Raw genomic sequence first — 15,243 nt, forward strand, 5'->3', positions numbered from 1 at the left:
TTGTAAAGCAATATCTCCATTCTTTAGTCTGATATTAGAAATTCGGATATTATTCTTTGGTATTACTTATTAGATAGAATGAAAAATAAAATATTATGCTGATCCGTATGTAAAATATTATACTTAAGGTAACGGGGGCATTACCTCAAGAAGGGATCATGTTTTTCTTATTGATCAAACGGAGTAGGGTAGTGGAAGAAGGAATATATTGAATAAACTAAATAAAAATTCAAGTGAAGTTTGGAGTGGTTGTATGAATTTTAGAGAGTTTGGATTGATATTATTTGTTGAAGAATACGAAAAATGTATCCGTTTTTACAGAGATAGTTTACAATTACCTGTTAGGAATATTAAAGAAACATTAGTAGCTTTCGATTTACCAAATGGGTATTTAATGGTAGAACAAGGTGGAATTGGTTCAGTGCATGAAAAACAGAGAGAGCAAAATCCCACTGTTCTACGATTTGATGTAGACTCGTTAACCACTGAAGTGGAAAAGTTAGAGGAAAACGGTGTTGTCTTTATACATAAAAGTTTAAAGTTTGATTGGGGGACTATTGCGGTTTTAAATGACCCTGATGGAAATAGAATTGAAATAGGAGAAATTAATACTTCAAGTGGTTCATATATCCCAAAATAAGTGTATTAGGGCTATTGCATGTAAGCGGAATAGTTTTTATTGTTTTGAGGAGAGTCAGTATGGTTGGAATAGGAATTGTTGTACACGACCCCTCAAATTGGAATAAAGGGCTTATGGCAGCAGAATACCAAGTAAGGCAAATAATTAACGGTTCGTATCTTTGTAGGAACCGTTTTTCTATGTGTAATGTACGTAACGTTATAAATCATTTTTTGATGCCCCCTATCAAAGAGAAGTTCTATGATCTACAATTTACACCCTCTAAGCAATTTATTTTGATTTCATGCAAATAGAATTTAAGATAGATTTTGTATCAAATGGATACATGCATGGAAAAATCTTATTGATTATTATCAGGCTCTATCTAGAAGGTATGACTTCTTAGGAAGAAACGAATACTAGAGCTGGCAACTATATTTCGTAAAAGGGGTGCGATGAATGCGTGCAGTTGTTATCAATGAATATGGTAGTAAAAATGTGTTAGTGGAGCAGGAGCTTCCGAAACCAGAAATAAAAGAGAACCAAGTACTTGTTGAGGTATATGCGACTTCTGTTAATCCGATTGATTGGAAGCTTCGTGCGGGTTATTTGAAGCAGATGCTTGATTGGACTTTCCCAATTATCCTAGGTTGGGATGTTGCTGGTAAGATCGTTGAAGTAGGTAGTGAAGTGAAGGACTTTCAGGTCGGGGATGAAGTTTTTGCGCGACCGGATACTACCAATAAAGGTACGTATGCGGAATTTACGACGGTGGATGAGGAATTGTTGGCGAAGAAGCCGAGTAATCTGACCTTTGAGGAAGCAGCATCAATCCCATTAGCAGGGTTAACCGCGTGGCAGTGCCTAGTGGATCATACAAAAGTCAAACAAGGTGATAAAGTACTTATCCATGCTGGTGCTGGTGGTGTAGGAAGTTTGGCGATTCAAATGGCAAAACATTTGGGTGCCTATGTCGCGACAACAGCGAGTGAAAAAAATGAAGCATATGTAAAAGAGCTAGGCGCGGATGAATTCATTAATTACCGCACACAACAATTTGAGGAAGAACTGAGTAATTATGATGTGGTAATAGACACAATGGGTGGAGAGATCTTAAATAAAAGCTTCCAAATAGTAAAGCCTGGGGGCAGGTTAGTAACGATCGCCGGACAACCTGATTCAGCATTAGCAGAAAAGCATCAAGTAACAGCGAGCTCCTATTGGTTAACCCCAAACGGTAAACAGCTAAGTGAAATCGGCGACTTATTGGAGAAAGGAATCCTGAAACCACAAGTCGGACATGAATTCAGCTTTTCAGCAGAAGAACTGCAAAAAGCACACGAATTAAGCGAAACACACCACGCCAAAGGGAAGATCGTCATAAAAGTTAAGTAATTGGGAGGAAGCGAGGGGACGGTTCTTTTGCTTCCTTCTAGCTTTTGGAAGCGCGAGAACCGTCCCCTCGCTTCATTTGACAGTATATCTAATAAAAATTATACTAATACTAAGAAAAAGGTACCGAGTAGCTCGAACTACCCAGTACCTACAACTACAGCCGCATAAAGAGCGGTTGACCATATGTTTGTTTGTACAAAAGAGGTAACCACTACCATGGTCTGGGGGCGGTTACTTCTTTTTGTATAGGAAAACGACGATAGTTACAATAAGTGTTATTCCTGCTGTCAATGAGATGCTAAATTGAACTAGTAAACTTAATGCCTCGTAAGTCGTCATCCAAACCACCTCCCTTCACAGGAAGTGGCCAACCGCCCACTATACTATGTAGTTGTTATTATTAGTTTACCATATTAGTTAATAGATTTGTGTAAAAAAGGAACATTCGTTCGTCGATGTGTTCTTTCTTATTATGACTTCTCTTGAAAGGATTTAACGCTATATAGGGACAAGGGTCCTGTCCCTAAACTTCCTGTCCCTAAACTTCAAGCCCCGCAATCCCAAATCCTCCAGGGCCTGAATGGGTTGAGATCATGGCACCTGCTTGCATCCACTGGATTTTTTGGAAACCATGTTCCCTTGCAATTTCTTCTGCCCGTTGTTTAATCCCATCGTCAAGACCAATCGAGTAGATTAAATAAAGTTGATCCCGATCAATATTGTATTGATTAAAATAGTCGCGCATAAGTTTTTCTGAAACAACACTCATTTTCCCGCGGTATTTCTTATTGGAAACAAGATGTCCATCAATTAATTCAATTCGAGGTTTTATTTTTAACAAAGCCCCACCAAGATAAGCAACATTACTTACACGGCCACCAGCCCTTAAAAATTCTAAGCTACCAGGTACAAAAGCAAGTTTTGACTTAGGAACGATGGCTTTTATTATTTCTACCAATCGAGCAGGTTCGATCGTTGGTTCTTGTTCTAGGAGACTAACAGCATACATCACGATAGCCGTTAATCCGCCGGTCACATTCAACGCGTCAATGAGGAATAGATTTTCAAATTCCTCTGATGCAAGCACTGCATGTTGAAAAGATGAAGAGGCTTTAGAAGTGTAGCCAATATGAATAATTGTGCAATTGGGAAAATCTTTGTTGATCTTTGTGAAGAATTCTTGATACTCATGTGAATTTGTTGACGTTGTAGAGGGAATCTTTTTTGTGCGGTCATAGTAGTCATAAATTTCTTGTACAGGTAATGAACCATCCTCATAATCTTTTTCATCCATAATGATATGCATTGGTACAACTTGAACATCATGCTTTACAGCTAAATCCTCTGGTAAATCTGCTCCACTCTCTGTTGTTAAAATGATTTTTTTCATCGTACTCCTCCAATTGTTCGTGCATCAGTTTATTATAAGTGTGAGCTAACAGAGCCCATAAATGGGTACCTGCTTCATAATAACTATATTATCACAATTGTCTTAACTAATCGAAAAAGCAAAATCGGAAGGGGTATGATCTGTTAATGGTAATTGACAGTATATCTAATAAAAATTATACTAATACTAAGAAAAAGTACCGAGTAGCTCCAACTACCCAGTACCTACAACTACAGCCGCATAAAGAGCGGTTGACCGTTTGTTGTTTGAGTCAAAAAGAAGTAATCGCACTGGTCAGAGGGCGGTTACTTCTTTTTGTTTAGAAAGACGACGATAGTTACAATAAGTGTTATTCCTGCTGTCATAGAAATACTGAATTGAACTAGTAAACTTAATGCCTCGTAAGTCGTCATCCGTACCACCTCCCTTCACAGGAAGTGGCCAACCGCCCACTATACTATGTAGTTGTTCGTATTATTTTATCATAATAGTAAATAAAATAGTATAAAAATAGAACAAACGTTTCTGTTCGGTTGAACACTTGGAAAATAGGATCTCTAGGCTTATGTGTCTTGTTTAACTAACTTCAAAATATCTTCACCAAATTCCTCAGCTTTCTTCGGTCCAATTCCTTCTACTCTTAATATCCAAGAAACACTGATCGAGTATAGAGATAGATTAAACCGTTCCCAAGAAAATCCTCTTCATTAGAAGGGTTTATTCTTGTATGTAGTCAATAATCCCTTGGTTTTTAGCATAGGGAATACGTTTAGAAGGTTGAGTTTGATATCTTTTGTTATATAGAAAAAATCCCTTTCGTATCGATTGTTACAAAAGAACCGTCCCTACGCATCATTTTTTGTGGTATGATGGGATTGTTAAAATGTGTGAATTTTTCTAATAAAGGAAGAAATTTTTTAAAGGGGGTAATGTAATGTCTGAACCAAAGGAAGTTATTTTTGAAAAAGATGAACATGAGAATCCCAAACCTGAAATGAAGAGGGTGGAGGGGAAGCCAACTTCTGCTTTTAAAGGGGCATCTTGGTCCGCGTTATTAATCGGTGTTGTAGCATATTTGATCGGTTTATATAATGCAACGATGGAGTTAAATGAAAAAGGTTATTACTTCGCACTTTTAGTCTTTGGGTTATATGCTGCTATTTCCTTACAAAAAACAGTTAGGGATAAAGAAGAAGGAATCCCTGTTACAAACATCTATTATGGCGTTAGTTGGGTTGCGATAATCATTGTTCTCATTCTAATGGCAGTTGGCTTGTATAACGCTGGAAGTATTACATTAAGTGAGAAGGGTTTCTATGCTATGGCATATGTTCTTAGCATATTTGCCGCAATCACCGTTCAGAAAAATATTAGAGATTCGCATCGAGCGCGGGAGAAAGAATAAACGTGAGTTGTTATTATCATAAAAATGATCATCTATTGATCATTTTTTATTTTTGTTAGGATATAGTACGGTCCGGTTCTACTGCTCTTTTTGAGAAGTAGCGTTTCGACAAGTGCCTGGCACTTGTCGAATGAAATTCTAATGGGTTAAAATTCGGAGGAAGCTGGAAGGAAGCGCGAGAACCGTCCCCACGCTTCCTTTTGGGAGAGGAGTGGTTTGGTGGGGGATTTGAGGAAGTCGGAGCGGATTTTGGGTTTGATTGATGTGTTGCATAAGTATACGGATGAGGATCATGAGCTGACGGCTCGTGAAATTTTGGATTTGCTGCATGAAGAGCTGGAGGATAAGGTCGAAATTCATGAGAGTGCGATTAAGCGGGATTTGAAGGAGCTAGAGGATTCTAGTTATATCGAACTCATGGTCCATAATGAGAAGGATGGTTTGCCAAAATATTATAGCTATCAGGATCGTCTGTTTGAGATACAGGAGCTGCGGTTGTTAATGGATGCCATCTCATCGGCGCGCTTTATCACCAAAAAGGATAAGGAAAACCTGCTCGGAAAAATAAAGCAACTCACGAGTAAATCGTTAGCTAGTCATCTAGAAAACCAGATTCATATTGAGGAATACGCGATTCATGAAGCAAAGCGCGTGAAGTACACGGTGTTCACATTGCACCATGCTATTCACGAGAAACGGGTTATTCGGTTCAACTATGGCCGATATAACATCGATAAAGAATTTGTTCTTAGTAATGATGGCGAGCCAAGGGAGCTCGAACCGTATGCTTTGGTTTGGAATAATGATTACTATTACTTAATTGGCAAGTTCGAGGATATGCAAAATTTGCTTCATCTACGTGTCGATCGCATGCTAGATGTTGAGCTTACCGATCAGACCTTTAGGTTGGAAGAGCATTTTGATATCTCCGCCTATGTGAAGCGTGTATTCCAAATGTTTACTGGAGTAGAAAAGGATTTAAAGGTTCGCTTTAAAAATGGGTTAATCAATGTCATCATTGATCGATTTGGAAAAGATGTCTCCATTGAAAAGGATGGAGAAGATCGGTTTATTTTGCGTACCAAGGCAATCATTAGTGACGGCCTCGTGGGATGGATGTTGAATTGGGGAAGTGATGCTGAGGTCATTGACCCACCAGAACTACGGGATCAAATCAAGGAAGCAAGTAAAAAATTGTATGAGCTATATCACGGCGAAGAAGGACCTTAACAAATTTTGTTCAGGTTCTTCTTTTTCGTCGTACTATACTTTCATGGAAAGCAAACATGAAAGGGGAAAGTTACATGAAAAAATTAATGATGGTATTCGTTGCGGTGATTTTAGCAGGAGTATTGGTGGCTTGTAGTGAGGATGACAATGGGGCAGAAGAAACCAATACAGCCGATAATACAGGAAATGAAGTAGAAGAAAATAACGATGGTGAAGCGGATCAGGATACAGATTCCGAAGCAGAAGCGGAAGAAGAAAATGATACGGAAGGCTCTGCTGAAGCAGGGGATGTTTTAGAAGATGAAGTTGGCAAGTTAAGCATTGTTAAGAAAAATGCGGACATGGAGGAAGTCTTCACAAGTGGACCAATGGAAATTACAATTACAGGCGTACAAACAGCTGAGTTAGAGCCAAGTGAATCCTATGGTGATTTCTTTGACAACAAAGAAAAAGTCACAATTGTAACCGTCGGAATGAAAGCAGAAAATACATCCGAGGATACAATTTCCATCTATCCGGACCAATCTACCTTAACAACAAATGCTGGTGATCAGGTAGAAGCGGACCTATGGTTATCCGACAGTATTGGCGGAGAATTCTTCGGAACCACGAATAAAGAAGGAGAAGTCATTTTCCAACTCGACACACCCGCAGAAGAAATTGAGTCAATTAAAGTAATCATGGATGGCGCACATGATGATAATTATGAATCGGTTGGGGAAGAGCTGCAGATTGAATTGGAGGTTTAGGAGGGAGAGTGCGTTTGAATGCGCACCTTCGTCTATTTAGATATAAATAAAATTAAAAAGCTGATGAAAAGATTGTTTGGATCAATTTACGAAGCAATATATTGACACTTTTTATGACAATCTTCAGAATACTAGTATGCTGATATAATAGGAATGAATTATCTAATCTTTTTATAAAACGATGGTGCTCTGTATAGAAATGTGAGCTCAGAAAAAAACTATATAAAGCATTTATGACAGGTGTAACTTAGGAGTACGTGACATTGGAAATTTGAATACATAGAAGCAAAAGGAAGCAAAAGAACCGTCCCCTTGCTTCCTAAAGGAGGGAATGTGGATGGTGAGTCCTCTTCGTTTGGGGTGGATAGATTATTCGAGTGAGCATAGAAATAAAGTTATGACTGTTCTTGATTTGTTAACGCAAAAAGGGGCAGTTGATGAGTTGGGAATTGGTCAAATTAGAGATGGTTTTTCAGATATGTTTTTCCCGGGTACTTCAACTTTACAAACTAGGGCGAAGTATTTTTTTATTGTACCTTATTTACTCATGGAATTAGAAAAGGAATCAATTTCAAATCATAGTACATTTATGTATAAGCTATCGCAAGAAGAAATCAATCTCATAGAAATTTTAAAACAGGGTGATGATCTTGACGGAATTATCGGGGGTAGATCAGGAAATAAATTAAAGAGAAAACCGTCTAGCATCTATTGGAATGGCCTTAGAAAATTCGAGATATTTAAGTATGAAAAACTTTCATTGGATAACTATGCTAAATCGGTGATTAATTTAAAAAAGAATAAACAGTCTCTGAAAACACTTGGTGACGAAGAAGTTGATGATTCAGAAGTAGCTAATGAGCATGTTGGTACCTTTTGGCATTGTCTTTTGCCAGAGAAAAATTGGAAAGGAAATTTAACCATTCATCTAACCAAAGAGGAAGCTGAGTTCCTTAAAAAGCGCATTACGTTATCTTCTAAAACGGAACATTCCCTATTTGCCTATTTGCTCCAACAGTATCCACAAAAGGTGGGGCAAATTGAAAGCTTTGAAATGATTGGGGATGTAGTTGAACTTCCAGATCATATCAGGGAAGTGTACAAACTGGCTAAAGACTTTAGTAAATTTATCTCTGGTGCAAATATCCGATATAATGTCATCCTATCTCATTATGAAAATGAAGTAGCTCTTGAGGAATGGGAAAAATGGAAAAACAGTTCCTTTGTTAAAGAAGCTTTTTCAAGTTTTTCCTATTTAGCAGTGACGAAATTACTTGGTATTGGTAATGTTCGCTTAAAAAACTTTTTACGAGATTGGCAGCAAGCAGTGATAAATGAAAATGAAGAAGTTATCGATCAGCTAATTATAAAGAGAGAAATAGAATTGAAATCAAAGGATCGAGCCAAATTAAATAACTCAAAAGCCTATTCATATGACGAAGGGTGGATAGGTTCTAAATTGTTAGGATATCGTTTCAAAGACGCACAAGCGATTATGAAAGATATTTTTGATGGACTGGGGGATGACCGTGCTTAAACCTGATAAAGACAGATTGAATTATAGTGACATGTTAAAGCCACCAGTAGATTACGAAGTTGAATTTGCGGTTGGAACAACGTATTCGCTTGATTTAGAAGCATTAATTGGTGTTCCGTTAGCATTTAGTTTATCGGAAGAGATGAATCATGCCGTCCAGGATGACCCCATTTATATGTTAGAGGGTATTCGTAGGGCAACCGATAAATTTCTAGTCTTCTGTGAGGCTGGTCAAATTAAGGTTCCACAAAATCAGAACAATGTCTTTGCGTTAATGGAAGGTAGTATTCATGAAATCGTTATGGATAATGACTATTCTTTCCATCCAAAGATTTGGTTTGTTAAATATATAAACAATGAAGGAAAACCGTTGTACCGATTACTTGTTTTAACTCGAAATTTAACCTTTGATCGTAGTTGGGACATTGCCCTCTCTTTGGAAGGAGAACTGAAAGACACAAGAAATCCTAAATCTCAACCACTTATTGACTTTCTAACGTTTTTACAAGCTTATGATATTGATCCAAACAAAGATATGAAAATGAGAAGTTTAATTTCAGAATTACCATTTGTTCACTTTGAACCAGCAAGTAATTACGTTGATTATGAGTTTATACCACTTGGGATTAAGGGGTATGGAAAAAAAGATACTGGACTTTTTGAGACATTTCATCAGTTAATTGTGATGTCGCCATTTTTAAGTGAAAGTACCGTCAATGAATTGAAGGAGAAGTCTCTATCAAAAGAAAAGCCTGTGTTGATTACGAGAAGAACAGAATTACATAAACTTTCAAAAGATATAGTAAATTTAATCGATATCTATGTTCTACGAGAAATGGTTATAGAAGGAGAGGGGGCTATAAGTGAAGAAGTCGAAGAAGACAGGGAGATGGCGCAGCTTCAAGACATCCATGCAAAACTGTATGCAAGAAGTAAAGATAACCAGCATCATTTTTTCATAGGTTCTGCTAATTGCTCCAAGAATGCGTTCCATGGAAATGTCGAATTTCTCCTTAAATTAAAATATAAGAAATATGGATTTCGAATGGAGCATCTCTTAAAGGATATATTTGGCGAAGAGGACGAAGAGAACCCATTTGAAAAAATTGAGATACTTCCTGATTTTGAGGAAGATAAAGAAGTAGATTTAAAAGAAGCGTTACAAAGGGGCATAAAACAGTTATATAGACAGTACTCCAAAGCAATGGTCACAGAAAAACAAGGGAGTTATGATCTCGTAATTGAATATAGTGATCTTCCTGAAGATATTAACTTTTCCATTAGACCACTGCTAAGTGCCGTATCCGAAAAAATACTAACGAAGCAAACAGTGTTTTCTAAACTTAGTATGCTAGAATTAAGCGAATTTTATCGTGTGAAAGCGGAAAAAGACGGGGAATATGTTGAGAGGATTATAAAGATCGATACGGAAGGAATCCCTGTAGAGCGAGACAGTGAAATTTATAAAAGTATAATTAGCAATACAACTACTTTTCTCAAGTATGTCGCATTTTTACTTGCAGATGATTTCCTTTTAGCAGCACTAGAACAATTTGAGAAAAATAAACTTGGGAACTCGGCTTGGGACATGACTGGACTGGATTTTCCTGTACTCTATGAACATATGTTAAAGGCTGTTTCTCGTTCTCCAGATAAGTTCACTGATGTAGATTATATCATTGATGTTATAAATGATGAGGAGATCATTCCAAATGATTTTGATGAATTATATCAAACATTTAAAAGAGCGAATCAGAAAAGGTGGAACAGATGATAAATTTGGTTGAAAAGGAAGAAGAAATTCTTTCGGGACTCAAGGATTTTCAAAGAGCAACTGTGGAAAGAATACATCATTTATTTACTCATAATCAGAGTCGTGTATTAGTAGCTGATGAAGTAGGACTTGGAAAAACGCTAATCGCAAAAGGGGTTGTTGCAAAGACAGCTCGTTACCATAAAGAAGAACTAAAAGATCCTTTGTTTAAGGTTGTATATGTTTGTTCAAACCAGGGAATCGCTAGTCAAAATTTGAAGAAGCTAATGATTGACCAAAATGTACAAGTAGAAAAAGCATCGAATAACCGTCTGTCGATGCAGCATCTTCGGATTTTTGAAGATGAGGTGGATCAGGAGCTAAAAGAGAAATATATACAATTAATCCCTCTAACTCCGATGACATCATTCGAAATGACATCAGGTTGTGGAAGTGCAAGTGAGCGAGCACTAATTTTTGTATTGTTAAAAAGAATTTCTTTATTTCAAGATCACATTGCTGAATTAGATTGGTTATTGATGGATAAGGCAACAACAAGTTGGAATACAGTAAAGGATCATTATGAAAGCAAGGTATTAGCGGTTGATAGAAAAAGTAACGGTGAATATATTTCGGCGATGCTTAGAAAAATGGATCAAGCCTTTGAAAAAACTCCATTATTATTAAGTGAATTAAAAGAAGTGTGTAAGCGTATTGACCTGGAAAATCCCCCTAAAGAAAGGGTTAAAGGGGCAAGAGCCGTCATATTATCTTTGCGTAAAATCATGGCCGAGATTAGTGTAAAAATGATGGAACCAGACCTAGTAATTATGGATGAGTTTCAGCGCTTTCCAGAACTGGTCAATACAGAAGGAGATAGTGAATCCGCTATACTTGCAAAAAAATTTTTTAATTCAAGTAAGTCTACAGAAGAAAATGTAAAAATTCTCCTTCTATCTGCAACACCGTATAAAATCTACTCCACACTAGAGGAAATTCAGGAGTCTGGAAATGATGATCATTATCAAGAGTTTTTTCAGGTAACTAATTTTCTATTTGAGAAAAACCCGTTACAGCAAGAATTATTTGAAACCGTGTGGAAGGATTATTCTCATGCTTTAAGTGAGTTCAAACATCAGGATTTTGTCGCATTAATGGCCAAAAAACAAGAGGCTGAGAATCACTTATATAAAGGAATCGCGCGAACAGAAAGGTTTCTAGCAGATGGGGCAAGTGAGCTAATTAAGGGAAAAGTTGAGAATTTAGAGGTGACGGAAGCAGACGTATTATCCTATATAAATATGGATCAACTTCTTCAAGAAGCAGAACTAAATGATAAGCTCCCGGTTGAATATGTTAAATCGGCTCCTTTCTTAATGTCTTATATGGAAAAATATAAATTAAAACAAAAAATAACTCAGTATTTCAGGCAAAACTCCGATAAAATATCCTTTTCTAATAAGGAAGGGCTTTGGGTAGATCGAAAGACGATTGATCGTTATAAACCGCTTCCGACGATGAATGCAAGACTTTCCAAGTTAAGGGAGATCGCTTTACCTGATGGAGCGGAAAGATTGTTGTGGGTTCCACCTTCACGTCCCTACTATAATTTCGGAGGAAGTTATGTAGGGAAAAGTAATTTCTCAAAAGTATTAGTTTTTTCAGCTTGGGAAATGGTACCAAGATCAATTTCAACACTATTGTCGTATGAAGCGGAACGGTTGACAGTCGGTGAAATGATACAGAACATACCTCGGAAGAAAAAACGAAAAAGCAAAAGGAACTATTTATATTCAGCAGAAAGGCGGTTTCCACAACCACGACTACGGTTTGTAATGAAGGATAATGCTCCATCAAATATGAACCATTTAACGCTATTGTATCCTTCGGTAACTCTGGCTAAATTATTTAATCCGATAAGTGTTCTTAATCGAAACATAACACTTGACCAAATTAGAGGGGAAATAAAGGAGAAAATAGAAGAGTTACTAGACGATATACCAGAAGAGGAGACTTCAAGAACCGACGATAGATGGTATTTTTTAGCTCCACTGTTATTGGATTTGAATGAGCCAATCGTTCACGAATGGCTCATGGATGAGAATTTTTTGGTTTATGATTCTGATAATACCAATAGAGATGGTGATAACCAAGGATTGACAATGCATTTTAAGGAATTAAGGAAAATCTTCTTATCAGATAAAAAACCACGGTTAGGAAAACGACCAGATGATCTAGTGGACGTACTAACAAACATGGCAATTGGTTCTCCAGCAATCTGTGCCGTTCGAATGTTAACAGAAATGACTGTAGAATCCTTTTCAAAAATTATACAATTTGCTAAAGCAATGGTAGATAGATTTAATACGCAAGAAGCGATTGCAATTGTTGACTTACAATATACAAAGAAGAACGCAGATAATAATCCTACACATTGGAAGAATGTACTTAAATACTGTGTGGATGGGAATTTTCAAGCAATGATTGATGAATATGCCCATATGCTCCTTGAGGAAGGTGGATTAAGTTATAAGCCTTCGAATGAACGTAACAAGGAATTACTACATGCGATGTGTGAGTCGTTAGAATTTAGGAGTGCTCCCTTACAAGTTGACACCTATGCTAACTTTAAGAAAAGAATAACGAAAGGAAATGCTAAAGTAGGTACAGATGGGTTCAGAATGCGAACGAATTATGCAGTTGGCTTTTCTGATAAAAGAAACGAAGATCGAGCACACGATAGAAAACAAAATGTTAGAAAATCCTTTAATTCACCATTTCGCCCATTTGTATTAGCATCAACTTCAATAGGACAAGAAGGCCTCGATTTCCATTACTATTGTCGACGAATCATGCACTGGAATTTACCTTCTAATCCTATAGATCTCGAGCAACGAGAAGGAAGGATTAATCGATATAAATCCTTTGCGATCCGTCAAAATATAGCAAGTAAATATGGTGATATTACGTTTAACACCACTATTTGGGATGAGATGTTTAAAGCCGCTAATAAAACAGAACGGGATGAAAATACATCTGAACTCGTCCCGTATTGGTCGTTAACAGATAATAACGGTATTCATATAGAACGGATTGTGCCGATTTATCCTTTTAGCAAGGACGGGTATAAATTTAATCGTTTAATGAAAATACTTCAACTTTACCGAATAAGTTTAGGACAAGCAAAGCAAGAAGAATTATTGGAATACTTGTTTCAAAATGATGTTGATGAGACTCAATTGAAGGAAATGTTTATGAATTTAAGCCCGTTTTATAGAGAGGGATAGGATAGAGATATTTTCAAAGAAGAGAGGTAATTCCGAAACAAAGTGATACTGAAGTTGCCTGATAGAAGGCATTGTATAGTGAAAGTAACAGTGTATTCTAATAGACAAGTGCTAAACAGCCACTTGTCTATTAAAAAACATTAATCAGTTATACTCAGGAATTATCTTCTTAATCTCTTTCTCAACATCTTCTAATCCTCTAACCATAAATCTACTAATTTAATTCCATCTATTAATTCTATATCTAATCCATCTGCATATTCTCGTGCTGCTTTTGTATAAGAACTTGTGGTAATAACATAACCTCCTGCTGCCCCATTTTTGATAATATTTGAGTGAAGAATGGCGATTGGTTCGTAATCCATATCATTTTTTTTACACTTAACTTGGCCTAAAAATGTCCCATTCTCCGTATTATGTTCAAAGTCTACTCCGAAATCTCCAGACCGAGGCGAAACCCAAGTATCACCACCTTTTGAAGTTTTGAAAACATCTGCAACGAAGTCTTCAAATAAATAAGGGTCGTCCTTTATAAAGGTGGAGTTTTCACCAATATTTGGGTAATATTCATCCTTTTCCTCTCTAAACCTTAAATATAAACCCATTGCCAATGTTCTTTTCAATTCTTCACTAGAATCTATATGTCCAGACAATAATGCTGTTTTATACTGATTCTTTCGTTTGTTTATTATAAAGTGCATATAAGAACCCAGTAAGTAAATTGAAATAGCAATTTCTATATAAATCATGCAATAACCTCCTTATTCAATTAATTACCATATTATGAGGTTCATAATCCAAAAAATGTAATTTTGTTTGGAACCATGTATACAAGATTGTAATAAATATGAAAGAATCTGACATTAGTATGTTAAAATTAGGAAAACTGTACGATGGCTTAAGTAAAAGCTAAGAACTGTATCTGATACTAGAATCTTTCAATTAGAATAGTAGATGAAAATTATAAAGAATGTTTAGGGGGAGTATGATGAGTTTTTTAGATAGTAGCAAGATGTGGATAGATACAATATGGTCAATTTTAACAGCAGAACCTTTATTAACAATTTTTTTGGTAGTGTTCTTTGGAGGCTCGGTTTTACTTGCATTAATTGTAAATATGATTAAGCAGTATCGACTTAAAAAATCTGGAATTTTGGAAGTTGACAAAATGACCGGAAAAAATTTTGAAGAATATCTCCAGGTGTTGTTCAAATCAAGAGGATATCATGTGAAGTTAACGCCTACAACAGGGGATTATGGTGCTGATCTAATTCTTACTTCTAAAGGTGAAAAAATAGTAGTACAAGCAAAGAGGTATAAAAATAACGTTGGAATTAAGGCAGTTCAAGAAGTGGTTTCTGCTAGAAGTCACTTTAGTGCAGATAAGTGTTGGGTTATTACCAATAGTTATTTTACAAATCCAGCAAAAGAGTTAGCTGGTTCGAATTCAGTTGAGTTAATTAACAGGGATCAATTATTGAGTTGGATGTTAAAGATGAATAAACAATAATGTAAGAAATATCCTATCAGAGGAGGAATTACATGCCAGTATACAAAAAACTCGTCCGAGACTTAATCCCACAAATCATAGAAAAATCAGGGAAACAATTCAAAACAAAAACCTTAAACGAACACGAATACGAAACTGCGCTAAAAGAAAAACTGCAGGAAGAGGTAACGGAATACGTGGATGCAGAAACAGACCACGATCGTTTAGAAGAACTAGCTGATATATTGGAGTTGATCCATGCACTTGCTTATTCACATGGTGCTTCCTTTGAACAGATTGAAAGCATTCGTAAGGACAAAGTAGAAAAACGTGGTGCTTATCATGATAGAATATATCTAATTGAGGTGCAAGACGACGAGTGAACATTA

General features: G+C 36.5%; 14 protein-coding genes. 10 read left to right on the top strand and 4 right to left on the bottom strand.

Going from position 1 to position 15,243, the window contains the following annotated elements; genetic code table 11:
* The first annotated feature begins 208 nt into the window (after positions 1 to 208).
* A complete protein-coding gene (locus BMX40_RS00285; protein WP_244513290.1) occupies positions 209 to 640 on the top strand; it encodes a VOC family protein in 432 nt (143 codons plus the stop codon).
* Positions 641 to 1,078: 438 nt separating this feature from the next.
* Complete coding sequence (locus BMX40_RS00295; RefSeq protein WP_090865631.1) at positions 1,079 to 2,014, top strand: NADP-dependent oxidoreductase; 936 nt, start codon at positions 1,079 to 1,081, stop codon at positions 2,012 to 2,014.
* Between the two features lie 231 nt (positions 2,015 to 2,245).
* Here BMX40_RS00295 and BMX40_RS20580 read toward each other — a convergent pair whose 3' ends face one another.
* From BMX40_RS20580 to BMX40_RS20585, 3 genes are all read right to left on the bottom strand, one after another.
* Entirely contained in the window at positions 2,246 to 2,353 is a 108-nt protein-coding gene (locus tag BMX40_RS20580) for a putative holin-like toxin (protein ID WP_244513291.1), read from the bottom strand.
* Between the two features lie 199 nt (positions 2,354 to 2,552).
* Complete coding sequence (locus tag BMX40_RS00300; protein ID WP_090865633.1) at positions 2,553 to 3,404, bottom strand: DegV family protein; 852 nt, start codon at positions 3,402 to 3,404, stop codon at positions 2,553 to 2,555.
* Between the two features lie 305 nt (positions 3,405 to 3,709).
* Positions 3,710 to 3,817, bottom strand: coding sequence for a putative holin-like toxin (locus tag BMX40_RS20585; protein ID WP_244513292.1), 108 nt, complete (start codon positions 3,815 to 3,817; stop codon positions 3,710 to 3,712).
* 581 nt (positions 3,818 to 4,398) lie between these two features.
* Here BMX40_RS20585 and yiaA point away from each other — a divergent pair.
* The 6 genes from yiaA (at position 4,399) to BMX40_RS00330 (ending at position 13,365) form a co-directional block, all read left to right on the top strand.
* Positions 4,399 to 4,809, top strand: coding sequence for an inner membrane protein YiaA (gene yiaA / locus BMX40_RS00305; protein ID WP_425287837.1), 411 nt, complete (start codon positions 4,399 to 4,401; stop codon positions 4,807 to 4,809).
* 219 nt (positions 4,810 to 5,028) lie between these two features.
* Positions 5,029 to 6,039: a helix-turn-helix transcriptional regulator gene (locus BMX40_RS00310; RefSeq protein ID WP_090865637.1), complete on the top strand. Its 1,011-nt coding sequence runs from the start codon at positions 5,029 to 5,031 to the stop codon at positions 6,037 to 6,039.
* 74 nt (positions 6,040 to 6,113) lie between these two features.
* Positions 6,114 to 6,788, top strand: a complete 675-nt coding sequence (locus BMX40_RS00315; protein ID WP_090865640.1) for a DUF4352 domain-containing protein — start codon at positions 6,114 to 6,116, stop codon at positions 6,786 to 6,788.
* Between the two features lie 337 nt (positions 6,789 to 7,125).
* The gene (locus BMX40_RS00320) at positions 7,126 to 8,325 is read left to right on the top strand and encodes a DUF6361 family protein (RefSeq protein WP_170840609.1); all 1,200 of its coding nucleotides are present in this window, start codon (positions 7,126 to 7,128) and stop codon (positions 8,323 to 8,325) included.
* Positions 8,318 to 10,099 (top strand): phospholipase D family protein, encoded by a 1,782-nt coding sequence (locus tag BMX40_RS00325; RefSeq protein WP_090865642.1) that lies wholly within the window; start codon positions 8,318 to 8,320, stop codon positions 10,097 to 10,099. The genes BMX40_RS00320 and BMX40_RS00325 overlap by 8 nt, the downstream gene beginning before the upstream one ends.
* A complete protein-coding gene (locus BMX40_RS00330) occupies positions 10,096 to 13,365 on the top strand; it encodes a helicase-related protein (RefSeq protein WP_090865644.1) in 3,270 nt (1,089 codons plus the stop codon). The genes BMX40_RS00325 and BMX40_RS00330 overlap by 4 nt, the downstream gene beginning before the upstream one ends.
* A gap of 191 nt (positions 13,366 to 13,556) precedes the next feature.
* Here the strand turns inward: BMX40_RS00330 and BMX40_RS00335 are convergent, their stop codons facing one another.
* Complete coding sequence (locus BMX40_RS00335; protein WP_244513293.1) at positions 13,557 to 14,114, bottom strand: restriction endonuclease; 558 nt, start codon at positions 14,112 to 14,114, stop codon at positions 13,557 to 13,559.
* Positions 14,115 to 14,353: 239 nt separating this feature from the next.
* Here BMX40_RS00335 and BMX40_RS00340 point away from each other — a divergent pair, with 239 nt between their 5' ends.
* On the top strand, positions 14,354 to 14,875 hold the full coding sequence (locus BMX40_RS00340) for a restriction endonuclease (RefSeq protein ID WP_244513294.1): 522 nt from the start codon (positions 14,354 to 14,356) through the stop codon (positions 14,873 to 14,875).
* Positions 14,876 to 14,907: 32 nt separating this feature from the next.
* Complete coding sequence (locus BMX40_RS00345) at positions 14,908 to 15,237, top strand: nucleoside triphosphate pyrophosphohydrolase (protein WP_090865646.1); 330 nt, start codon at positions 14,908 to 14,910, stop codon at positions 15,235 to 15,237.
* Positions 15,238 to 15,243 lie beyond the last annotated feature (6 nt).

It is taken from the genome of Oceanobacillus limi, from assembly GCF_900111445.1.
GTDB lineage: Bacteria > Bacillota > Bacilli > Bacillales > Amphibacillaceae > Ornithinibacillus > Ornithinibacillus limi.